The organism is Haladaptatus sp. T7 (assembly GCF_026008575.1).
GTDB classification, from domain to species: domain Archaea; phylum Halobacteriota; class Halobacteria; order Halobacteriales; family Haladaptataceae; genus Haladaptatus; species Haladaptatus paucihalophilus.
The window spans coordinates 453,652-477,040 of the sequence record NZ_BROP01000003.1; the positions used below are offsets into that span (position 1 = coordinate 453,652).

The window sequence follows — 23,389 nt, forward strand, 5'->3', positions numbered from 1 at the left end:
GAATATCGACCCTCCGAAGGTATAAATCCCGCGTGTTTACGTTTTCATCGTTCGTGGTAAATTCGGCCCTCGTCCGGCAATCATTGCGAAAATCGGGGCGAGAAAATCACAATGTTTTGCGGGGGGTTGTCAAACCGAACGGCGGCGATTTCGACTTCGGTCACGGTCGGCGTTCCGTCGTCGGCACGACTCCACGAAAGGGACGGAACGACGTCGTACGCTTCGAACCCGTTGCATTTCGAGCGAGCGAACTCGATGCGGCGGACGGCGCGACCGTCGGGTCGTTCGAACGGCGCGAGTAGGCGAAGAAACGCGCGGGCGAACGAGTCAACGGGTGAGAGAGCGAGTGTGAGAGTCATGCACACCAGTCGGGAACGGTAACGGCTTTACTATCTCGGACACGCCGTCCGTCTATGTTCGAGAGCGGAACGTTCGTCGCGGAGCACGTCTCGGAGGTCAGACGGCAACAGGTACAGCCGAACGGTGTCGATTTGACGCTGGAAACGGTGTACGAACAGCGGGACTCGGGCCGAATCGGGCGCAACGGCAAGGAGATCGGCGACCGACAGCAGGTCGAATCCGAGCAGATAACCGAGAAGTCCCCGGAGAACTACTACCTGCCGCAAGGAGGATACATCGTCCAGTACGCGGAGACAATCGAAATCCCGGACGGTCACGTCGGCTTCGTCTACCCCCGCTCGTCGCTCATGCGGAACTCCTGTATGCTCAACACCGCGGTCTGGGACGCGGGCTACGAGGGCAAAGGTGAAGGGTTGTTGCAGGTCCACCACGACATCGAACTCGAACGCGGCGCACGTATCGCACAACTCGTCCTCGCCGAGGCGGACCACGACGGCACCTACGACGGCGACTATCAGGGCGAGAATCTGGACTAAACGGGGTAGAGAGCGATTCGAGAATGGTGAATCGCAAACACTAGACAAACCGATACGACTATTTCTATCGGGTTTCGATTGCGTCGTGAGCGAACGTGGTAGAGAAGGACGTACTAAAGCGATGTGTCGAATGTGGCGAGAAATTGCTCGAAATCTACGTCGAAGACGAGCGGTGTCCGGACTGTCGAGACGAGTAACGATTCGCACTGGCCCGAACTATCGTCGCCGCTGGCGGGAGCGGCGGATAGGTTTCGAAACGAAAGGACTTTGCGGGGAAGTTCACAGGTTGTATCGTGCAAAAAAATCGCGCCCAGTTCTACGCGCTCTATCTCACTCGGTTCGCCAGCGGCTTCGGTTTTATCACGCTGGCAGCGCTGCTGCCGACGTATCTCAACGTTCTCGACCCGCAGTCGGGAATCGTCGTCGGCCTGTTCGTCTCAGGGTTGACCGCCGCGCAGTCGGTGGCCGTCATTCCGCTGGCGTGGAGCGGCGACCGCTACGACAAACGGACCGTTCTCCTCTTCAGTCTCGTCGTGTCTATCGTCGCCTACGCCGGTTTTCCGCTGGTCGAGAGCAGTTGGGGATTCATCGCGGCGCGTGCGTTACAGGGCGTGGCCATCACCGGAACCGGTCTCATCACGCTCGCGCTCGTCGGTGAACTCTCGACGGCCGACACGCGGGCGAACCACATCGGCAAGGCGAACGCGGCCCGCTTCGCGGCGTCCATCCTCGGGACGATTTCCGCCACCGCGCTGTACGAACGATACGGCTTCGACGTCGTGTTCGGCGTCATCGTCGCGCTCCTGATTCCGGCGTTGCTCGGGGTTCTCCTCTTCGTCGAGCGCGACGACACGCGAATCGAGGGCTTCCCCTTCGCCGACATGGCGCTCAATCGCAAACTGCTGACGCTCACGAGTTTCCGCGCCCAGTACGCGGTGGCGGTGACGATGGTCCGAACGTGGATCGTGGTCTACGCGGGCGTCGAAGCCGCGAAAGGTGGTCTCGCGTACGCGCCCATCGCGGTCGGCGTCGTCCTCATCGCGGAGAAGTTCACGAACATGCTCTGTCAGCCCTTCACCGGGCGACTGTCGGACGACTACGGCCGAGCGTTGTTCGTCTTCGTCGGCGGCGGCATCTACGGACTCGTGGCGTTGGTCGTCCCCTCCGCACCCGCAATCGGACAGGCGCTGTCGCTTCCCGCCGCGTTTCCCGTCCTCGGCGCACTCTCACCGGCCTTCCTTCCACTGGTCGGACTCAACGCCCTGCTCGGAGTCGCCGACAGTTTCCGTGAACCGGCCAGCATGGCGCTGTTCGCCGACGAAGGCATCGATGGGGCGGGCGTGGCGAGCAGTTTCGGCGTCCGGGAGTTAGTCTGGCGACCGGGGAGCATCCTCGCGCCGATTCTCGCCGGAATCCTGATGACGGGGCCGGGCATCCAGTGGGTGTTCTACGTCGGCGGTATCGCGTCGATTTCGGGCGTACTGACGTTCTTCGGCGTCCTGTCGTACTCGTACGGGTCCGAGGCGCTGACCCAGTGGTGAGACGGACGGCGTCGTGTTTCGATAGCCCGGGCGAAAGGGTAAAATACAGCACATGTTCGTCCACCACATATATTTGAATCCATAGAGACCATTATTCTATCAATATCACATAGATACAATTAATCTGGAAGAGTCGTTCGAATACGATGAATGCGACGCGCGACAGCACTCGTCCTGCTCGTCTGCATCGTCAGTGCGGGGGCGATTCCCGCGCTCGGTGTGGGCGCTGGCGGGCACCAGTCAGACACAGGGTCAGCCGACGTGACCGCGAACAGTTCGACGAACGTTACCATCCTCTCCTACAACGACATTCAGACCGCCGCGGCGAAGGACGGCAACTTGCCGCGGCTGGTCCATCGAATCGACGAGCGGCGGGCCGCCCACGACAACCCGACGTTCGTGATGGGCGGCGGTGACGAGTTGTCGCCGCACGCGCTCTCTCCCGTCTCGAAGTGGCGCGCGCCGGTCGACGTGTTGAACCTCATCGGGCCGGACGCGGATACCATCGGCAACCACGACCTCGATTACGGCGTCGATGCGTTCACGAACGCGTCCCGCGCCTCCGAGTTCCCGTGGGTCGTCTCGAACCTCGTCAACGAGACGACCGGGAAGACGGTCGAGGGAACGAAACGCTACGAAGTGGTCGAGCGCGGCGGCGTCAAAGTCGGCATCGTCGGTGCCGTCTACCCCGGCGTCGATGGCTCGGTCTCCGAGAACCTCTCGGCTCGGGACATCACCGCGAAGCCGGTCGTACCGTCGATTCGGAAGTACGAACGGGTTCTCCGCGAGAGGGAGGACGTGGACGTAACGGTCGTCCTGCTCCACGAGGGGACGAACGAAGCCGAGACGGTCGCGAACCGAACGGACACCGACGTCGTGCTGACGGGACACGACGAAGTTGTCTACCGTCCGCGCGTCGTGAACGGAACCATCATCAGCGAGACGCAGGCGCGGGCCGAGTACCTGAGCGAAATCAACCTCACCGTCGAGAACGGCGAGGTCGTCGCCGCGAACGGGCACCTCCTCAACGTCACCGACGCGACGCCGAAGAACGAAACCGCCTCGGACATCATCGACGACTACCGCTCGGAGGTGGACCTCGATTCGACTATCGCGTACACCGAGACGCCCCTCGACGCTCGGTTCGCCACCAACTACCACCGCGAGAGCAACTACGGCGACCTCGTGACCGACGCGATGCGCGCGAAGACGGGTGCCGACGTGGCCATCACCAACGCGGGCGGCATCCGTTCGAACAGCGTCTACGGTCCCGGAAACGTCACGGGCGGCGACGTGTTCAACACGCTCCCGTTCGGGAACGAGGTCGTGACGGTCGAACTGACCGGCCGCGAACTGGAGGAAACGCTCGCCAGCCAAGTGACGCCGTTGGAGAGCGAGGCCGGACAGCAGTACGGCGCGGAGATAGCCATGCAAGTCAGCGGCGTCCGGTTCGAGTGGGTCGGCCACGAGGGTCGTGACCAAATCCGAGACGTGTACGTGAACGGCGAGCGACTCGACCCGAACGCGACCTACGAAGTCGCCGTCAACGACTTCATGGCGGGCGGCGGAAGCGGCTATCCGCTCGCCGACGAACCGGTCGTAAACCGGACGAACGAACTCCTTTCGACCACCGTGGTCGACTATCTGAAGGAGAAGAAACGAATCGCGCCGACGACGGACGGCCGGATTCGACGGGTTGACACCACCCTCGACGACGCCTCGGTCAGCCTCGACGAACGCGGCAAGGTCGTCATGCACTTCGACGCGCCAGCGGACTACGACGGAACCGTCGCGGGCACGTTCGTCGTCTCGACACCCGGTAACCGCACCGTCGAAGCGGAGAAGGTCACGTACGACGCCGAGGAGGGACGCCTCGCGGTTCGCTTCGACGACGCCGAACTCGCGGCGCTCCTCGGATGCGAGCGGCCGGCGGACCTCGACCTGTACGGAAGTTACAACTCCTCGAAGTACGACCAAGTGTACTTCGACCACTCGCGGGTGAACGCCGACGTGACCGCGACGCTCGCGGCAAACGGCGGGCACGCGAAAGAGACCAACGAGACGGACGACACCGACGAGACGAGCGAGCGCACCGCATCGCCGACACCGACGGCGGCGACCGCGTAAGCGGCCTCGCAATCGCGGTTCGAAAAGCGATTTTTCTCAGTTGCCGAGGTCGAACAGCTCGGCGGCCTGTTCCATGTCCTTGTCGCCCCGACCGCTCAGGTTGACCAGAATCACGTCGTCCTCGTCTCGCTCCTCGGCGAGTTGCTTCGCCAGCGCGACGGCGTGGCTGGATTCGAGCGCGGGGATGATGCCTTCCAACTCGCTCAGTTCTCGGAACGCGGCGAGCGCCTCGTCGTCGGTGACGCCGGTGTACTCACAGCGGCCGGTTTCGCGGAACTGGGCGTGTTCCGGGCCGACGCCGGGGTAGTCGAGTCCCGCCGAGACTGAGTGGACCTCCACGTCGTCGTTCAGGATGCGGGTCCGCATCCCGTGGAGGATGTCGGTCTTCCCGCTCGCGAGGGGTGCCGCGTGGCGGGTCGAATCCGACCCCTCGCCGCCGCCCTCCGCGCCGTAGAGTTCCACGGGGTCGTCGCGGAACGCGTGGAAGAGACCGATGGCGTTCGACCCGCCGCCGACGCACGCCACCGCGGCGTCCGGTAGGCTTCCGGTCTCCTCCTGAATCTGACGTCGCGCTTCCACGCCGATGACGGACTGGAAATCGCGGACCATCCGCGGGAACGGGTCGGGACCGACGACGCTCCCGACGAGGTAGTGAGTGTCGTCCACGTTGCGGGCGAAATCCTCCAGCGCGGCATCGACGGCATCCGCCAGTCCGGCGTCACCGCGCGTGACCTCGTTCACCTCAGCGCCCATCAGGCGCATGCGGAAGACGTTCATCTTCTGGCGCTCCACGTCCTTTTTCCCCATGTAAATCTCGGTCGGAATGTCGAGCAGCGCGCCGACCATCGCGGTTGCGGTACCGTGTTGACCCGCGCCGGTTTCGGCGATGAGTCGGTCCTTCCCCGCCTGCTTCGCCAGCAACGCCTGCCCGAGGCAGTTGTTGATCTTGTGTGCGCCGCCGTGGAGCAGGTCCTCGCGCTTCAGGTAAATCTGTGCGCCGTACGCCTTGGAGAGTCGTTCCGCGTGATAGAGCGGCGTCGGTCGCCCTGCGAACTTTTCGAGGTACTGCTGGAACTCGCGCTGAAACGCCTCCGTCTCGGAAATCTCGTCGTAGGTTTGCGCCAACCGTTCGAGCGGTTCTTCGAGCGGTTCGGGAACGTGGCGGCCGCCGAACGTCCCGAACTCGGTTGCGGTCTCTTGAGACATGGACGGAAGGTTGCATCCCGACGTATATAAAATTACTCTACAGTACAAATGTGGTGTGGAGTGTACAAAATTGTTGATAGCGCCACCGACGGCATCTCACGTGATAGCCACCGACAGCCGACACATACGTTTATGGACTGTATAAGGTAGATATGAAACCCGAGGAGAGACGAAACGGGGGAGTGAAGAACGGGGAACGACCGGTGAAGAAAGCGAACGACAGGTCGGAGAACCGTCGAGACGACGGAGAGAGTCGCGGAGCAAAACCGACGAGGTGAGGAGTCGAAGTCGGCCTACTGCATGTAGCCGAGGTCGGCCAACCGCTCTTCGACGTCCGCGTCGTCCATCGAAACCGAGTCGTCCTCGTCGTAGGCGGGATACGACTGCGCTCCGGCGTCCTCGACGATTGGAATGACGCCGCCGTCCATCCGGTCGCTGTACGGGATTCCGAGCGCGGACATGACAGTGGGCGCGATGTCGAAGAGGTGGGCTTTGGTCGGCATCGCATCCGCGTCGATTCCCTCCCCTTTCGCGGCGACGACGCCTTCGATTTTGTGGTTCCACGGTTCGGTCGGCGGCGCGAAGTAGTCGCCGAGGAGTTGCGCCGAGAGGAACTGCCCCATCTCGTTCGGGATGGTCACGATGTCCGGCGCGTTGTCCGCGTTCTTTCCGTGGAAGTACGTCTCGCGCGGCGCGACTTCGCCGAAGACGGGTTCACCATCGGGGGTTTCGACCGCACTGAGTTTCTCTATCAGGTCGTCACGAACCTCGTCGTACTGCTCCGGCGGGACGATGCCGTTCGGTTCGCGTCCCTGCAAGTTGATTCGAACGCCCAGTTCGGTTCGAGCGCGCATGTACGCGGCGGATTTCGGGAAATCGACCTGCTCGTTCGCCGTCCGCGCGACGTTCTTCGGCGCGTACTGCTTTACGATTTCGGCGAGTCCCACCTTCTCCAACCCGGTTCGAATCCGATGAGCGGTGAAACCGAACTGGGCCATCTTCGCGGCCATGCGTTCGATGGTGTTCGGCTCCCACGTCTTCGTGTCCTTTCCCTCCCGAAGCTCGTCCTGAATCGGGTTCCACGACGGCATCCCGCGGCCGCCCTTCCGGGCCTTCACGTAGCCTTCGTCGCGGAGGAACTCGTTGACGCGGAACTCGTACTTCTCGTACGGACCCATCCCGTGGTCGCTCGCGATGAAGACGGTGTTCGGGTCACACTCTTCGAGGAGCTTGCCGACTTGCCTGTCCGTCTCCTCGTAGACGGTCGTCACCTTGTCCCAGTCGCCGTCGAACTCGTGGAAGACGGTATCGGGCTTCTGGAACTGCACGAACCCGAAGTCGGGGTCGTGTTTGTCGGCGAGATAGCGGAACGCTTCCCCGCGCATCCGGACGAGACTCGTGTACTCGTCCATCTTCTGTGCGTCCGTGTAATTCGACTCCTCGCGGGAGTAGGTCGGGTACACGCGGTACTCGCCGATGGCGTCGCGCACCTCGTCCAACAGTCCTTCGGGGTGACAGCGCGGGTCCTCGGGGCCGATGAACCCCGGAATGAGCGCCCCGTTGATTTCGTCCGGAGGGTGGGTTACGGGGACGTTCACGACGACACTCGTCAGGTCGTGTTTGTCCAATAGCGTCCAGATGGCGTGTTCCTCGACGTCGCTCCCGCTGACGACGCGGAAATCGTATCCGTCGTAGGCGACGAACCCGCAAACGCCGTGTTTGCCGGGGTTAACGCCGGTGTACAGCGACGGCCACGCGCTCGGCGTCCACGGCGGCATTTGTGATTCGAGCGGTGCAGAAGCCCCACCATCGCAGATAGAACGGATGTTCGGGATAACGTCGTCTTCGTATAGGCGTTCGAAAACGGGCAAGCATCCGGCGTCGATTCCGATGAGAAGAACGTCTACGTTACTCATTGTCTGTCACCCAAACCGCAATTTCGGCCAGCGTATCTCGTTTCGTTCGCGGAGCAAGGAGTGTCATCTTGCAATGCGACGGTCGCCAGACTCATTGGAGACTCCTACGCTCTCTAATCATTTTATTATGTTACTCTTAAACGGGACAGCGAATCGTTATTCGCCGTCGCCGTCGGCGACCGCGACGCCCGGTTCGTCGATAACCGTGCGCTTCCACGTCCCTCGAGTAAACCAGAGCGCGGCGACGATAGCGCCGATGATGTTGCCGAATGCCATGCCGATCCAGACGCCGGTCGGTCCCATGTCGCGGACGAACGCGAGGAAGTACACGGTCGGCACCCGGCCGAGCCAGAGCGTTATCATGGAGAAGGCCATCGCCAGTTTCGTGTTCCCCGCACCGCGGTACGCGCCGAGGAGAACCTGCAACACCGCCATGAACACGAATTCGACGGAGCGAATCCGGAGGTACTGACTTCCGAGTCGAATGGTGGCGTCCGCCTGCTTCGTTCCCGTCGCCATGAAAACGCCGACAATCGGGCCGGGGAACAACACCGCGACGATTGCAACGACGAACATCACCCCTGCACCGACCTTCGCCGCGAGCCACACCGCCCGCTCCGCGCGGTCGGGCTTCCGCGCCCCGAGGTTTTGGCCGACCATGGTGTTCGTCGCCCGACCCAACCCCATTGCGGGGAGGAAAACGAGCGACGCGAGGCGGTTTCCGAGGCCGTAGGCGCTGACGACGGGAGGTGCGAACTGGACGACCATCGCGGTCAGCGAAATCATCGCCAGCGAACTGGTCGATTGTTCGAGCGCGCTCGGCGTCCCGATACGGACGATCTTCCAGATGAATCCGAGGTCGGGGAGCAAGTCGTCCAGTCCGACGGTCGGCCCTGCACTCGTGAAAAACAGGACGTACAGGCCGAGCACGCTCGCCACGGCGCGTGCGGAGATGGTCGCGAGCGCCGCCCCTTGAACGCCCATGCCGTCGAGCGACCCCCATCCGAAGATGAGCAGCGGGTCGAGGACGACGTTGACGGCCACGCTGACCATCATGATTCGCATCGGCGTGCGCGTGTTGCCGTACCCGCGCATCAGCGACGTGAAGACGAAAAAGCCGAACAGGAACGGCAATCCGAGGAAGTACGTCTCCATGTATCGCCGCGCGAGCGGAACGACCTGCTCGGTCGTCGCCCCCTGCGACGGCATCACCGCGAGCATCGGGTCGGTGAGGAAATACCCGGCAATCGCGAGGAGAATAGCGAGGATGGACACGAACGAGAGAACCTGGCCCGCGACCTTCCCCGCCGAGCCTTCGCTGTCCGCACCGGTAAACTGGGCGACGAGGATGCTCCCGGCCGTCGTAAATCCGCCCGCGACGGAGATGAGGAAGAAAATGAGCGGAAACGCGATACTCATCGCGCCGACCGCATCGGACGACAGTCGACCCAACCAGAAGGTGTCCGCAACGTTGTACATCACCTGTAGCAGTTGGATAACGACAATCGGCCACGCGAGTTCGAACATCGGTCGCACCAGCCCACCGTCGGTGATAGAACTACTGGGCTGTGTGCTAGTCATCGTACTTTCGAAACGAAATAGGTCGATTTGAATATTTCGAATCGCAAACGGTTCGGTAAGATATGCCGCAATCCGTGCGGCGCGCTGCTCGTCGTTCGCTCGTCTCGATACCGGACAAGGGACCATGGGCGGCCGAAACCGACGAGAAGCACGAAACTGACCATCAGTGAGTTAAACGGTTGCTAAGCGAGTTTAATACGTCGTTTCCAGCATCGTGATGCCCTGCTCTCCGAACGGATGTCCCGATAGCGAGCGGTTTCGCACGGCGTCGCGGGAGATTACCGTTTCAACCGTGCGATGGCGCTGGCGGGCGTCGAACCGGAGGCGAAGCGCCCCTCCTCGGTTCGGGCCACCCATTCGTGGCGGGAAACCTGACGAACGACGGGACACTCGGAGGGATTGCGGACCGCGTATTCTGGAAAGCACTCGAAGGGCATACGCCAACCACAGCGGCCGAAAAATTAAGTAATTGGCAGCTACGAACCGGGTAGCGCCTCCCTGAAGCGCGATATCGACGAGTAGGAACGGCGTTATTCGGGTCCATCTGGGGTTCACAGAGCTCACAAAATGAGCGGACGCGACGGGATTTGAACCACGCCCAGACGTTCCGGGTCACTCACATTCGTTCGTTTCCCGGGCATGCGACTGATCTGGTGAAAATCCCTCGTCCGGTTCGCTCGCGGTTACACCGCTCGCTGTACGGGCGCGACGGGATTTGAACCACACCAAGACATTCCTGCTCGCTTCGCTGTGCGGGCTGTGACTTGTCGCCTTCAGAATCCGTCCCGGAGTTCGATTTCGACTCACCGACGTTCGTCGAAACCGATACGGGCGCGACGGGATTTGAACCCGCGACATCTTGGTCCGGAACCAAGAACTCTGTCCACTGAGCTACGCGCCCTCAGTCTTCCGTTTGCCCACGAGGGCTTTAGTTTTGTGTCTGCGTCAACCGTCACCGTCGCTACTCGATGGTGGGCGGTCATCGTCGGAACACGAATTTTACGAGAGCCATACCGCTCGCTGGGATATGAACGACGTGAATAAGGGAGAAAGTCGGCTCTCCGGGTGAAATCGTGGAGAAACGAATGGGATGGTGTTTATGGCGTTTCGTTCGTCTCGACGCTGAGGTCCGCCTGTGGGTAGGCGGTACAGGAGAGGAAGTATCCGTTGTCGAGTTCCTCGTCGCTGAGCGTGTCGTTGTTGCTGTGAACGATGTCGTCGGGGTCGCCCTCCGCGATGCGCGCACCACAGGACAGACACTGACCTTCCCGGCAGGAGTACGGTAGGTCCCAGCCTTCGTCCTCACCCGCTTCGAGGATGGTTTCGTTGCTGGCGACTTCGATGGTTTCGCCTTCGTTGACGTACTCGACTTCGAAGTACTCGACTTCGTCCTCCGGGATTGCGGACGGGTCGAAGCCTTCGTCCTCCTCCTTGGCACCTTCATCGGCGAGTTCGCCCTCCGCACCGCCGCCGATAGCGACAGCACCGCCACCGCCGATGGACCGGTTCATCGGTTCGGGGAAGTCGGTTTCGGGAACGCTCGCCGCTCGTCGGTCGAGCACTTCTTGGGAGATGTCGTCTGCGATTCGCCACTCGGTACCCTTCGTGTAGTGCAGAGCCACCACGACGAGGGCGAGTAGTAGCCCGAGTCCCAGACCCAGTTCGTTTACCATATGGCGGTGGCTACGGAACGGTGGTTTAACAGCATTGTGATTGACGCGGGTGCGTGACGTCACCGGAGGGCGTGCGTGGGAGAGATGGACGAGTTGGACGTGGCATCGTCCGAAGACGAATCACCTCCCGAACACGCACAATTATATTCGACACGGATGGTTCTGTACATATGCCGGATGCCATCGCAGACGCGGTATCGAAACTTCCGCGGCCGGTCATCACCGCGTTACAGAACACGCCATCGACGACCTCTATCAGTACAGCCGATACCTGACGGTCGACGTGCGAGAGATTCGATTGACGAAAGGGTCCACAACGGAGTCGCTCTACGCTCCGAAACGGTCACACCTGTATCAGATACTCGGTCGTGGTGACGAGTACGAACCGCAGTTGACGGCCGCCATTTCCGACGAATTCGATGCCGATGACACGTTTTACGACATCGGGAGCCAGTTCGGTTACTTCACTACGTTGGCCAAGGCGTGCGGCGTTCCGGGCGACCGGATACACGGATTCGAAGCGAACGACTACCACTATCGCGTCCTGAACAGGACGCACGCGACGGACGGCGCATCCATCACACACGCCTACGTCGGGGAGCGAACGACGGCAGAGATGTTGGCGCTCGAAGCGTACGACGGTGACGCCCCGAGCGTGGTCAAAATCGACGTCGAAGGATACGAGTACAACGTTCTTCGGGGAATGGGCGAGAAACTGGACGACGTTCGCTGTCTGTTCGTCGAAATCCATCCGAAATTTTTGGCGCGAGCGAACGACACGCCACGGGACGTGTTCGAGTTGCTGCAAGACGAAGGGTTCGAACTGACCGCGACGGAGCATCGGGAGGAGAACACGTGGGAATCCCTTTCGGACGCGAAACTCCCGCAAGACCACGCGTACTTGCTCCGAGCAAAGCGGTAACGACGCGAAGGAATCGACGAGGAAACCGAACGTGTCCGAGTGGAGAGTGAACCCGCTCAGTCCCGTTTGACTTCGTGGCGACCGAAGCCGTACCGGAGTCGGTTCGCCAGTCGCCGCGAGAAACGGCCGTCCTCGGGCGCGCGACTGCCGAACCGCTCGGAGAGCGCCTCGTAGATGAGCGGAACCGGGACCTCCTGTTCGAGCGCCTCCTGTACCGTCCACGTCCCTGTCGAACCGCCCGCGATGTGGTCGGCGACGTCACCCAAGTCGGTGCCCTCCTCGCGGAACGCCTCCTCGCAGAGTTCGAGGAGCCACGAGCGGATGACCGCGCCGTTGTTCCACGTCCGGGCGACAGCCTCCAAATCGAGGTCGTATCGTCCCTCGTGGAGCAGTTCGAAGCCCTCGCCGTAGGTCTGCATCAGCGCGTACTCGACGCCGTTGTGAACCATCTTGACGTAGTGGCCCGACCCGGATTCGCCCATCCGGTCGTGGCCGTCCGGGCCGGTCGCCACGGCGTCGAATACGGGGGTCAGTTCGTCGTAGGCCCACTCCGGGCCGCCGACCATGAGCGAGAAGCCGAGTTCGGCACCCGCCGGGCCGCCGCTCGTCCCGCAGTCGAGGTACGCCGCCGAGGTGGTTTCCCCGCGGCGGACGGAATCCTCGAAGTAGGAGTTCCCGCCATCGACCACCACGTCGTCACCGTCGAGGTACGGTTCCAAGTCTTCGAGCGCGGCGTCCACCGGTTCCCCGGCGGGCACCATCAGCCAGATTCGTTTCTCCTCGCCCAGTTTCTCGGCGAGGTCGGCGACCGAATCGGCCGGTTCCGCACCCGCTTTCGCCGCGGATTCGACCGCCTCCTCGGCCACGTCGTAGGCAACGATGTCGTGTCCGGCATCCAGCGTTCTGTCCACTACGATTCGACCCATTCGCCCCAATCCGATGACGCCCAGTTGCATGGGAGTAGGTGCAGGTGGGGGAGAGGTAGGGATTGCGGTTCCGGTCGCGGGTCAGGTCGCGGAAGAGTTTCGCACCGTCTTCCAAGTTGTTGGATTCGCGTACAGAGTTGAAACCAACGAAAAGAAGTATAGGACTTTTTGGAGAGAATCGTTAGTTACCGATAGTAGACAGGTGGTTGAGTTCGCGGAAACGGAGCGGCGACTGTCGGAAGCGGTATCTTTCTAACATCTCATTCGCTTCGGTGGCGACGATACCGATACCTCCGTTGCGCCACTCGGTGTGTAGACGTTTTCGCGGTGGGAAACGAACCGGGCGGCGCGGCGAATCGGACGGCGGGGACAGATATCACGCGTGAGGATGTCGTGCTCCATTTTTCATTCGGGGCAAACAAATAACAAGGCGGAAGGTGAGTAGGTGGTATGGACGAGGACAGAATCGTTTGGCGACTAAATCTGATTATCGTTCTCCTTTGTGGTATCACTGTTTTCGTGGCGATACCGTATCTCCAGTTCCTCCTCACCCACTTCCCGAACTTCCTCTTCGCGGTCATCACCGCGCTCGCAACCATGGGCGGGCTCGTTCTCCTCCGGACGTATCAGACCGTACGGAGTTGATTTACGCGAGAAATGGACGGGAACCTTTATCAGCGACCACACGCAGAGTCACAAGTATGAGCGCGATGGTGTCGGTAGTACGTCTCTAGCGCAGACGGCGAGCCGATCGTGTTTCTCACCGATTCACCATTCAGCGACAGCAATTTGCAGCCATGACTGACGTTCCAAGCGATTACGAACCAGAGCGTATCGAGCAAAAGTGGCAGGAGGAGTGGCAAGACTCCGACGTGTACACCCCGGACGGTGATCTGGAGTACGTCATCGACACGCCACCGCCATATCCCACTGGAAGACTCCACATCGGACACGGACTCCAGTGGAGCTACATCGACTTCGCGGCGCGCTACCACCGCCTGCAGGGCGAGGAAGTCCTGTTCCCGCAGGGATGGGACTGCCACGGCCTGCCGACGGAAGTGAAAGTCGAGGAGAACCACGGCATCCACCGGACGGAGGTCTCCCGCGAGGAGTTCCGCCGCCTCTGCATCGAGCACACCGAAGAGCAGATAGACTCGATGAAGGAGACGATGAACGAACTGGGCTTTTCCATCGACTGGAACGCCGAGTTCCGCACGATGGACCCCGAGTACTGGGGGAAGACCCAGCGCTCGTTCGTCGAGATGGAAGAGTCCGTCTACCGCGACGAACACCCCGTCAACTGGTGTCCGCGCTGTGAGACGGCCATCGCGGACGCGGAGGTCGAAAACGAGGACCGGACGGGGACGCTCTACTACGTCACATTCGAGGGCGTGGGCAACGACGATATCGAGATTGCCACGACCCGTCCCGAACTCCTCGCGGCGTGTGTCGGCATGGCCGTGGACCCCGAGGACGAACGCTACGCCGACCGAATCGGCGAGACGTTCGAGGTTCCGCTGTTCGGACAGGAGATCGAACTCGTCGGCGACGACGACGTTGACGGCGAGTTCGGAACCGGCGCGGTGATGATCTGTACGTTCGGGGACAAACAGGACGTGGACTGGTGGGCCAGACACGACCTCGACCTCCGCCCCGTCTTCACGGAAGACGGCCACCTGAACGAACTCGCCGACGAGTTCGAGGGCCTGACCATCGACGAGGCGAAGACGGAAGTCGCCGAGACACTGGACGAGGAAGGGTACCTGAACGACTCGGAAACCACCGAACAGTCGGTCGGCACCTGCTGGCGGTGTGACACCCCCATCGAAATCCTCTCGAAGGAACAGTGGTTCGTCGAGGTCGAACCGGACGAAATCGTCGAGAAGGCGAAGGAAGTCGAGTGGATTCCAGAGCACATGTACACCCGCCTCGAAGAGTGGGCGGACGGCATGAGTTGGGACTGGGTTATCTCCCGCCAGCGCGTGTTCGCCACGCCGATTCCCGCGTGGGAGTGCGAGGAGTGCGGTCACTGGCACATCGCCGACATCGAGGAACTGCCCGTCGACCCGACGGAAACTGGCCCCGCAGTCGGCGACTGTCCCGAGTGCGGCGGGGATTCGTGGGTCGGTGAAACCGACGTGATGGACACGTGGATGGACTCGTCCATCACGCCGCTTCACATCAGCGGATGGCCCGAGGACATCGAACTGGACGAGTTCGAACCGGTGGCGCTCCGCCCGCAGGGGCACGACATCATCCGAACGTGGGCGTTCTACACGCTCCTCCGCGTCGGCGAACTCACCGGCGAGCGGCCGTGGGATGAAATCCTCATCAACGGCATGGTGTTCGGTCCGGACGGCAACAAGATGAGCAAGTCGCGGGGGAACGTCGTCACGCCGACGGACGCCGTGGACGAGTACGGTGCCGACTCGGTTCGACAGGCGCTGGTCCTCGGCGGCCAGCCCGGAAGCGACGTGCAGTTCCAGCCGAAGGAAGCGACGTCCGCCTCGCGGTTCCTCACCAAAATCTGGAACATCCTCCAGTTCTCGGAGAACCACTTCGACGAGAACACGCCGGAGATCAGCGACCCGGCCTACCGCGACGCGGACCGCTGGATTCTCTCCCGACTGTCGCACACCGCCGAAAGCGTGAGCGACGATATGGAGCGGTATCGCTACGATAGGGCGCTTCGAACGCTCCGAGAGTTCGTCTGGGAGGACCTCGCGGACGATTACCTCGAACTGGTGAAGGGTCGCCTCTACGAGGGACGGCCGGGCGAGCGAAACGCCGCGCGCCACGCGCTGTACACGTGTGTTTCCTCCGTCGTTCGCATGCTGTCCCCCTTCTCGCCCTTCTTCAGCGAGGAGGTCTACAGCTACCTCCCCGGAACCGAAGAAAGCGTCAATCTGGCCACGTGGCCGGACGTCGAGATGCGCGACGACGAGGCCGAACTCGCGGGCGAAATCATCGCCGAGGTTGCGAGCGAGGTCCGGGCGTGGAAATCCGACGAGGGAATGGCCCTCAACGGCGAACTCGACCGCATCGAACTGTACGCCGACGCGGAGCGCCACCCCGACACCTACGACCTGAGCGAAGCGGTGAACGGCCCGGTCTACCTCGAAGAGGGACGGCCGAACGTCGAACTCGCGCCGGTCGGCGTCAGCCCCGACCACTCGTCCATCGGGCCGAAGTTCCGCGACAAGGCGGGTGCGGTCGTCGGCGCGCTCGAATCGACGGACCCCGCCGAACTCAAAGCGCAGTTGGACACCCACGGCGAAATCACGTTGGACGCCGCGGGCGAAGAGGTCACCCTCGACGGCGACTGGGTGGAAATCGAAGAGGAGTATCGCGCCGAGAGCGGCGAAGAAGTCGAAGTGCTCGAAACGGAGCACGCGACGGTTCTCGTCTTCCCGTAGACGGGCGCATCCGACGAGCCGTCGTCTTTACGTTCCGACCCGTCGTGTCTCCGTTGGGGGGGAGAACCATGCCAGTTAGTGACATTGCTTCGATGGAAGTCATCACCGCCAAGGAAGAGACCGACCTCGTGGACATCGCGTCGATGATGAGTGAGGAGAACGTCGGGTGTGTTCCCATCGTCGACGGGAGACGTCCGGTCGGTATCGTGACGGACCGCAAAATAGCGCTTTCGCTCGCCGACGAGGCCGACGCATCGGGCCGAACGGTCGGCGACGTGATGACGAGAGATCCAATCACGATAGACGCCGACGCCAGCGTTCACGACGCCATCGAGCGGATGGAGGACGCGGACATCCGCCGAATACCGGTCGTGGAAGACGAAGAGTTGGTGGGAATCGTCACGCTCGACGACGTGCTCGTCATGCTCGCGGACGAGATGGACGACGCCGCCGACGTCATCGAGGAGCAGACGCCGCGCTTTTGAATCACCGGAACTTTTCTTTCGCTCCTCGACTGTCGTGGTATGGACGACCGAATTCACGAACACGCGGAGGTACTGGTCGACTGGAGCGCGCGAATCGAGGAGGGCGACGATGTCGTCGTCATCACGGACGAGGGAGCACACGACCTCGCCGTCGCGGTCGGCGAGGCGGTCGGAAAGCGAAACGCGAACCTGCTGACGGTGTACAACTCCGGGGAGGTCGAGCGCGCGTACCTTCGCGCACACGACGGGGAGTTCGACGAGAACCCGGCACCCGAACTGGCGATGTACGAGAACGCCGACGTGGTGCTTCGCCTCGCGGGGAGTACGAATACGACGGCACAAGCGGACGTACCGGGGGAGACGAAGCAGGCGTACAACAAGGCGCGGATGGATATCCGAAAAGCCCGACTCGACGCGGACTGGGTTTCGACGCTCCACCCGACCCGCGCCTACGCACAGCAGGCCGGGATGGCCTACGAGGAGTACCAGGACTTCGTGTACAGTGCCGTCCTCCGCGACTGGAAGTCACTGGCCGACGAGATGGCGACGATGAAGACGCTGCTGGACGAGGGCAGCGAGGTCAGAATCGTCAAGGAGGACACCGACCTCACGATGTCCGTCGAGGAGCGAACCGCGGTCAACAGCTGTGCGACGGTGGCCTACGACTCGCACAACCTCCCGAGCGGCGAGGTGTTCACGGCACCGTACGCGACCGAAGGCGAGGTGTTCTTCGACGTGCCGATGACCCTGCAAGGGAATCGCATCCAAAACGTCCACCTCACGTTCGAGGACGGCGAAGTCGTCGATTTCAGCGCCGAAACCGGCGAGGACGAGTTGGCTGACATCCTCGACACGGACGAAGGCGCACGCAAACTGGGCGAACTCGGCATCGGAATGAACCGCGGCATCGACCGCTTTACCGACAGCATCCTCTTCGACGAGAAGATGGGCGATACGGTTCACCTCGCGGTCGGACGAGCCTACGACGCCTGCCTTCCCGAAGGAGAGACGGGCAACGAGAGCGCCGTCCACATCGACATGATAACCGACATGAGCGAAGAGTCGCGGATGGAAGTGGACGGCGAAGTGGTCCAACGAAACGGTACGTTCCGGTGGGAAGACGGGTTCGAGGAGTAGATTCGAGAAGTCGTGCCGTGAGCGAGTGAAACGAGCGAGCGGAATTTTTTAGTGCAGGTTTTTGCGAGGAGCGGTCAGCGAAGCTGACCCGACGAGTAAAAAAGTGCAATGTGGACCTTCCGGTGGGAAGACGGGTTCGAGGAGTAGATTCGAGCAGTCGTGCCGTGAGCGAGTGAAACGAGCGAGCGGGCAGTTTTTGGCGCGGACTTACTTCCACCAGTCGCTCCGTCGGTCGCGTGCGGACGCGTGCTGGAACGGGGGTGCGAGTTCCGACTCTTCGAGCCCGAACCCGTAGCCCAGCCAGTAGCCGACGTACCAGCCGACGGCATCGGTATCGACGCCGGAAATAGAAATCGTCAGCCGGTCGTACTGCTCCAGCGCGTTGTCGTGGTCCGGGTCGGTTCCGCGGACGCCGCCGCAGGAACCGCTCGACCCCGGATTGCACGGGAGCGTATCGGGGAAGCGAATCAGAACGTCGGCGGCCGAGCGGTCGTCCGTGAAGGTAAACGAGACGTTCGACGGGACGGTTCCGTCCGCGCCGTCGGCATAGTAGTCGAGCGCGTGGCGAACCTGCTCTTTCACGGCCTGTCTGTCGTCCGTCTGGCCGAGGTAGACGGTGAACGACGCGTCCGCCCACGGGAGGTCACGCTCGCTCGCGTCCGGCAGCGGGCGGGACGCGAGCGCAGCCTCGGCGGCCATGATGGATTGCGGGGCCGAGCTGTGGTTCAGACCGAGGGTGTGGCCGAGCTCGTGTTTCAGGATGAGAATCGTCGATTCGTTCGAGAACGAATCGTCCACGTCTATCTGCATGGGCCGGGATATCTGTGCGGCCTCGGTGATGTACGGCGCACAGCCGACGGCGTGGTCCACCCGGGGACAGCTCTCGACGGAATCGACGAAGTTGATAACGAGGTCCGGATTCTCGGCGTCCGGGACGAGTTCGTACTGAATCGAGTACCCCGCGTATTTCGCGCTGTGGCGCTCCCAGTAGTCGAGCGCGCGCCGAACGTCGTCGGTATACCCACGCGTGCCGTCACTCGTATTGATAGCGACCGTCACCGGACCACCCCACGGATTCGAGCGATCCGCGACCGTCCCCGTTTCCGTCGCGGTCCGCGTTCCCTGCATCGTTGGGCGGTCAGTCGCGGTGTGCGTCGTCGTTCGGTCGAACTGTGCACCGGCACAGCCCGCGAGAACGAGACAGACGACGAGCATGAGCGCGCGCCAGTTCATTGGTACAGTTTCGGTTCGTCGTACTATCAAACCTTCCGCCTTCGGAAACCGCGGGCGAAACAAACGATCCGCGCGAGAGATACTTAGACGGACCCTAATCGCGTATTTTTCACGCGACTATCGAGCGGTAATCACGGATTGAACGAGTATGAGAGACATTTCCAATCATTCCATAGAACCTTTCAAACCGACTGTCAATCGTTTAGAACCGTTCAATCCGTTATTTTGCTGTTGAAACGAGAAACTGTGCATAACCATCGTTCTTACTTATTGGTGGTGGAATCATTGTCCGAATTGGGCAGCATGACGTACATCAAAGCAAGCGCCGCCTTGGCGGTCGTGGCAATAGAAATACTCGCTGGGGTCGCATTACTGGCAGTCGCGTTCGGAATATGAATGATGGCTGAGGGGAGTAAGCCCCCTTCTGTTCGACCCAGTATTCGGCTCAGCGTCCGAACCATCTCCGGACGAGGTCCGGAGGCGCGTCGGAGTGTATCCGACGGCGCGTCCGGGCTACCAATATGGCACGGACTTGCACCGGCAAGGATTCACCGTTCCATCCATTCTTCGCGGTCACCGCACTGACAGCGCCAGCGCGGTCGCGTGATGGCGATGCCATCACGTTTCCCTCGGTGGGTTAACTTCCTCCCCTTACGGGTCGGTTCGCACACCTCATCGGTCGCGCGAAGCGGTCTCGTTTCTGTTCCAGAGCCAGTGGTCTCCCACTCCGGACTTGCGTCCGGTTGCCTACCCGGCTGGTGGGGGGACTTTCCTCACGTAGGTACCGGAAATCGATACCGTCCGCACGCGACGAGCGCCGCGTGCACCGCGGAAACCGGGCTCCCTCTGCCGAAGAAAACTAGCCGTTGCACGCGTTTAAGCCGTTCGATACTGGTAGTCACGTCCCCTTAAAGCTGGCCAGATTGAAGGGAAGCGTTGAAGATGTTTCTGTGCATAAGCTACCTGTATGTCTGAGGCACAGGCAGTAACCCTCACCTACGAGGATGGCACGCGCGCGGTCGAACTCGCACGGGAGGCCGTCAATTCCTACGTTATCAACGGACAACGAGAACAACCGGGAAGCATGCGAGAGGCGTTCTACGCACGCACCGGCGTCTTCGTCCGGCTCGAATCCACCCGTGGTCGTGGAAGCCTACGCGGGTGCGCAGGTGCCTACGACACGAGCGAACAGTTAGGGCACGCAATCGTCGATTCGGCCATCGCGGCCGCGAGCGGAGATTCGTGCGGGTCGGAGATCGAACCCGCCGAGTTGTCGAATCTCAACATCTCCGTGTTCATCGTCGAGGACACCACGTTGTCGAACGACCCGGCGAACGACATTCGGCTCGGACGACACGGAGTCGCCGTCGAAGGTCGCGGCGGCGAAGCGTGGATGTATCCGACGCTTCCGGTCGAGCACAACTGGAGCAAATTCGAGTATCTCGACCGAACCTGTCGAAAGGCGGGTCTCCCCCACGGCGCGTGGGAGGACGACGACGTGATGGTAACGATCGTCGACGGACCGGTGTTCCGAGAGCGAGAGCCGGAAGGGAGTATCGAGCGAATTTAAAATTCGACCGCTGTCGCGTCGTCGATAGCCCGCCGAGCAGCAGCATCGATATCGAACTCCCGTACCAGTTCACCGTCGCGGATTAGCGGCTGTAGCAACTGCTCGCCCGATGCCTCGTGTCGCGCAAGACCGACGTGATGGCCGCCATCGGCGGTTCGATAGACTTGTTTTCGACCGGAGAGTTTGCCGCGCTTCGAGACCGGTTCGCCGTCCACTTCCACGATGTCGAGCGCGAAATCGATCGGTTCCGCGTTGCTGACGTAGCTCCCGACGCCGAACCCGTCGGCGATGCCATCGAGTTGCCGGAGCTCGTCCGGTCCGAGACCGCCGCTGGCGAAGATGTCCACGTCCGCGAAGCCGTGCGAATCGAGTTCCCAGCGGAGTTCCCGAAGGATGTGCTCGAAGTCGCCGCGCCGCGACCCCGTGGTATCGATACGAACGCTGTCCAAATCGTCGCCGAGCGCGTTCACCGCGCGGAACACCTCGTCCTTTTCGTCCGAGAAGGTATCACAGAGCGCGACCCGCGGCACGTCCTCGCCGACCGCGGCGTCGAACGCGCGCCACGCGTCCTCCTGATTGCCCGCACCGAAACAGAGCATCAGCGCGTGGGGCATGGTTCCGCCGGGTTCCCGTCCGAGCACCTCGCCCGCGGCGACGTGTGAAAAGCCGTCCAGACCCGCGACGAGGGCGGACCGTTCGACGACGGCCGCGATGGACGGGTGGACGTGGCGCGCGCCGAAGCTCAGGACGGTCGAATCGGGGGCCGCGAGTCGTGCTTCGAGCGCGTTCGTCGCCATTCCGGACGCGTGCGAGAGGAACCCCAACAGCGAGGTTTCGTACCGCGCGAAGTCGAGGTAGTTCCCCTCGATGGACATGACCGGCCCACCGTCGAACAACTGTCCCTCGGCCATCGAATCCACGTCTATCGGAAGTCCTTCGAGGAGGTGCGCCGCGTCTTTCACGCCGGAGAGGAGTTCGAACTCGCCGGTCGGGAACTGGTCGGCGGTCACTTCGGCGACGACGTGCGGGTTCTTCCCGGCGGCTTCGAGCGTCGTCTCGGTGCGAAGGAAGTAGGCATCCGTCGCGGTTCCGTCTCGAATCGACTCCTCGGGAACCACGTCGAATCGGTCGCTCACGCGAACCACCTGTCTTGCATATCGGGGGTATTCCCCGCGAGAGAGAAAAAGAACCGGATTCGTCGGTCGAGGGAAACGCGGAATCTACGACGCCGCGTTGCTGTGGACGTTCGAGAGGTCGGAAACCGTCGGCGCGTTCACGATGACGACGGTGTTGCCGTTCTGTCGAACCGAGAAGGCGTCACCGAAGCCGGTGCTGTCGGGCACCGTCCACGTGTTCTGCTTTCCGTCGACCTGCTTTGCGTGGTGGTAGTTGAGCAACTTCTCGTACGCGTCCACGAACTCGCTGGCGTCCTTCTTCGAGTCCCACTTCGTCTTGAAGACGTAGCCGGTCTCGTTGTTGCCCGCGTTGTCGTTCGTGTAGACGACTATCTTGTCGCCATCCCACCCGTTCGTGGGTTTGCTCTGATAGTTGAGCGGGTCCACTTTTTGCATCTGACCGTCCGCGTTCCGGTTGAAGAAGTTCCGTGACGGGATTATCTGCGTTTTCCCTTGGCTCTCGAAGTAGGGATACATGAACATGGCGAAGAGGCCGGTTTCGCCGACCTCGCCGTAGTTCGGTCGCCCCTCCGGTTGGAGGCGCGTCCAACCGTCGCTCGTCGAGTCCTGCACGGAAATCGTGGACGGTTCGTCCTTCTGGTACTTGTCCGGGTGGATAATCTGCTCCGTGCTGGCGGGCGGGTTGGAGTAAACGTCGTTGACGCCCTCCCAACCCGACTGGTTGCGGACGTGGCGCACGAAGACGGGACCGTCGCTGTAGGGCTGGTATTTGATGAGGTACGGCCCGTAGTTGGCGAGTCCGCCACCGCTTCCGCCCTGCTTGGTGTCGGAGAAACACGTTCCTTTCCACTCGTTTTGACACCGCTCGTCGTAGAGATATTGGACGTTGTTGGCTTCACCTTCGAGCAGGCCATCCACGGCGTTGTGCCGTTCGCGGGTGGTCTGGTCGAACGAAGAGAGGTTGAAGTGCTGGTCCTGAAGCGCGTGCGTGAGTTCGTGGGCGAGCGTGCTCTCGCTCACGTGCAGGTTCTCGTTGTTGTTCGAGACCAGCACGATGGACTTCTTCGACGGACTGTAGAAGCCGCCGATGGACGACCCCGAGTTCTGGTTCTGCACGCCGATGGAGTCCGTCGATTCGCCGATCATGAACAGCGATTCGTACTTCACGTTGTCGAACAACCGTCGGTTCGCGGGCGTGCTGCGGTTGTTCTGATCCTGTCGGAACTGTTCGCGGGAGATAACTTTCACGGGAACCGTGCTCGTGAACTCCAAGTCCCGTATCCGCTCGTCGCGGGCCATCGACCGATTGACGATGGCAGCGATTTCCGACTTGTTCAGCCCGTCACTCTGGTCTATCGAGAGGGTTTCGTTGTACCAATAGCCGTTCTCCCAGCCGAGAACGTCCGATTTGGGGTCCGGTGGATGGACGGCTTTCTCGGTATCCGGACCGGAAACCTCGGTACTGGGACCTTGAGTCGTTTGGGTTACGTTCGGGCCGCTCGTCTGCGTGCTCGTACTCGTTCCGGGGGCTTGCGAACAGCCAGCGAGGACGAGCATGAGAGCGACCGCCGCTACGGTAATCGTTCGCATTATCGTGCGTGTAAACTAGGGCTACTATGTAAAA

The 23,389-nt window shown here is 61.8% G+C and carries 18 protein-coding genes, 1 tRNA gene, 1 other RNA gene and 1 pseudogene; 9 read left to right on the forward strand and 12 right to left on the reverse strand.

The genetic code is table 11. The features are described 5' to 3' along the window. Nucleotides 1-80: 80 nt before the first annotated feature. Nucleotides 81-359 carry a hypothetical protein gene (locus OPC11_RS11590; RefSeq protein WP_264781955.1) on the reverse strand — a complete coding sequence of 93 codons (279 nt, stop codon included), beginning with the start codon at nt 357-359 and terminating at the stop codon, nt 81-83. A gap of 42 nt (nt 360-401) precedes the next feature. Here OPC11_RS11590 and OPC11_RS11595 point away from each other — a divergent pair. From OPC11_RS11595 to OPC11_RS11605, 3 genes and pseudogenes are all read left to right on the forward strand, one after another. Next, nucleotides 402-896, forward strand: a pseudogene (locus tag OPC11_RS11595) (deoxyuridine 5'-triphosphate nucleotidohydrolase); the annotation flags it as partial. A 293-nt stretch (nt 897-1,189) separates the two neighbouring features. After that, complete coding sequence (locus tag OPC11_RS11600) at nt 1,190-2,437, forward strand: MFS transporter (protein ID WP_264781956.1); 1,248 nt, start codon at nt 1,190-1,192, stop codon at nt 2,435-2,437. Nucleotides 2,438-2,587: 150 nt separating this feature from the next. After that, nucleotides 2,588-4,564: a 5'-nucleotidase C-terminal domain-containing protein gene (locus OPC11_RS11605; RefSeq protein WP_264781957.1), complete on the forward strand. Its 1,977-nt coding sequence runs from the start codon at nt 2,588-2,590 to the stop codon at nt 4,562-4,564. A gap of 36 nt (nt 4,565-4,600) precedes the next feature. On the opposite strand, the gene trpB is transcribed toward OPC11_RS11605, so the two are convergent. The 6 genes from trpB to OPC11_RS11635 all read right to left on the reverse strand — a co-directional run bounded on the left by trpB (nt 4,601) and on the right by OPC11_RS11635 (nt 10,940). Continuing rightward, nucleotides 4,601-5,770 carry a tryptophan synthase subunit beta gene (trpB, locus tag OPC11_RS11610; RefSeq protein ID WP_264781958.1) on the reverse strand — a complete coding sequence of 390 codons (1,170 nt, stop codon included), beginning with the start codon at nt 5,768-5,770 and terminating at the stop codon, nt 4,601-4,603. 293 nt (nt 5,771-6,063) lie between these two features. Continuing rightward, nucleotides 6,064-7,686 carry an alkaline phosphatase family protein gene (locus tag OPC11_RS11615; protein ID WP_049805641.1) on the reverse strand — a complete coding sequence of 541 codons (1,623 nt, stop codon included), beginning with the start codon at nt 7,684-7,686 and terminating at the stop codon, nt 6,064-6,066. Nucleotides 7,687-7,842: 156 nt separating this feature from the next. Next, nucleotides 7,843-9,267, reverse strand: a complete 1,425-nt coding sequence (locus tag OPC11_RS11620) for an MATE family efflux transporter (RefSeq protein ID WP_303649003.1) — start codon at nt 9,265-9,267, stop codon at nt 7,843-7,845. 278 nt (nt 9,268-9,545) lie between these two features. Beyond that, nucleotides 9,546-9,704 (reverse strand): hypothetical protein, encoded by a 159-nt coding sequence (locus OPC11_RS11625; RefSeq protein ID WP_171970523.1) that lies wholly within the window; start codon nt 9,702-9,704, stop codon nt 9,546-9,548. A 391-nt stretch (nt 9,705-10,095) separates the two neighbouring features. Continuing rightward, a tRNA-Arg gene (locus OPC11_RS11630) sits at nt 10,096-10,168 on the reverse strand. A 196-nt stretch (nt 10,169-10,364) separates the two neighbouring features. Then, nucleotides 10,365-10,940, reverse strand: coding sequence for a 2Fe-2S iron-sulfur cluster-binding protein (locus tag OPC11_RS11635; RefSeq protein ID WP_264781959.1), 576 nt, complete (start codon nt 10,938-10,940; stop codon nt 10,365-10,367). A 283-nt stretch (nt 10,941-11,223) separates the two neighbouring features. Here OPC11_RS11635 and OPC11_RS11640 point away from each other — a divergent pair, with 283 nt between their 5' ends. Then, nucleotides 11,224-11,862 (forward strand): FkbM family methyltransferase, encoded by a 639-nt coding sequence (locus OPC11_RS11640; protein ID WP_264781960.1) that lies wholly within the window; start codon nt 11,224-11,226, stop codon nt 11,860-11,862. Between the two features lie 56 nt (nt 11,863-11,918). Here the strand turns inward: OPC11_RS11640 and gnd are convergent, their stop codons facing one another. Next, entirely contained in the window at nt 11,919-12,818 is a 900-nt protein-coding gene (gene gnd / locus OPC11_RS11645) for a phosphogluconate dehydrogenase (NAD(+)-dependent, decarboxylating) (protein ID WP_007980075.1), read from the reverse strand. A 420-nt stretch (nt 12,819-13,238) separates the two neighbouring features. On the opposite strand from gnd, the gene OPC11_RS11650 reads away from it, so the two are divergent. From OPC11_RS11650 to OPC11_RS11665, 4 genes are all read left to right on the forward strand, one after another. After that, nucleotides 13,239-13,433, forward strand: coding sequence for a hypothetical protein (locus tag OPC11_RS11650; RefSeq protein WP_007980078.1), 195 nt, complete (start codon nt 13,239-13,241; stop codon nt 13,431-13,433). 152 nt (nt 13,434-13,585) lie between these two features. Further along, entirely contained in the window at nt 13,586-16,204 is a 2,619-nt protein-coding gene (locus tag OPC11_RS11655) for a valine--tRNA ligase (RefSeq protein ID WP_264781961.1), read from the forward strand. A 68-nt stretch (nt 16,205-16,272) separates the two neighbouring features. Continuing rightward, entirely contained in the window at nt 16,273-16,689 is a 417-nt protein-coding gene (locus tag OPC11_RS11660; protein WP_069450338.1) for a CBS domain-containing protein, read from the forward strand. Nucleotides 16,690-16,728: 39 nt separating this feature from the next. Next, nucleotides 16,729-17,826, forward strand: coding sequence for an aminopeptidase (locus OPC11_RS11665; protein WP_264781962.1), 1,098 nt, complete (start codon nt 16,729-16,731; stop codon nt 17,824-17,826). Nucleotides 17,827-18,033: 207 nt separating this feature from the next. Here OPC11_RS11665 and OPC11_RS11670 read toward each other — a convergent pair whose 3' ends face one another. Continuing rightward, the gene (locus OPC11_RS11670) at nt 18,034-19,059 is read right to left on the reverse strand and encodes a matrixin family metalloprotease (RefSeq protein WP_264781963.1); all 1,026 of its coding nucleotides are present in this window, start codon (nt 19,057-19,059) and stop codon (nt 18,034-18,036) included. Between the two features lie 401 nt (nt 19,060-19,460). Continuing rightward, an RNA gene (gene rnpB, locus OPC11_RS11675) (RNase P RNA component) lies at nt 19,461-19,910 on the reverse strand. Nucleotides 19,911-20,026: 116 nt separating this feature from the next. On the opposite strand from rnpB, the gene OPC11_RS11680 reads away from it, so the two are divergent. Continuing rightward, the gene (locus tag OPC11_RS11680) at nt 20,027-20,629 is read left to right on the forward strand and encodes a TIGR00296 family protein (RefSeq protein ID WP_007980090.1); all 603 of its coding nucleotides are present in this window, start codon (nt 20,027-20,029) and stop codon (nt 20,627-20,629) included. On the opposite strand, the gene OPC11_RS11685 is transcribed toward OPC11_RS11680, so the two are convergent. After that, nucleotides 20,626-21,765 carry a nicotinate phosphoribosyltransferase gene (locus tag OPC11_RS11685; protein ID WP_264781964.1) on the reverse strand — a complete coding sequence of 380 codons (1,140 nt, stop codon included), beginning with the start codon at nt 21,763-21,765 and terminating at the stop codon, nt 20,626-20,628. The two genes, OPC11_RS11680 and OPC11_RS11685, sit on opposite strands and share 4 nt — an antisense overlap. Before the next feature lie 84 nt (nt 21,766-21,849). Next, nucleotides 21,850-23,355 (reverse strand): Hvo_1808 family surface protein, encoded by a 1,506-nt coding sequence (locus OPC11_RS11690; RefSeq protein ID WP_007980094.1) that lies wholly within the window; start codon nt 23,353-23,355, stop codon nt 21,850-21,852. Nucleotides 23,356-23,389: the final 34 nt, after the last annotated feature.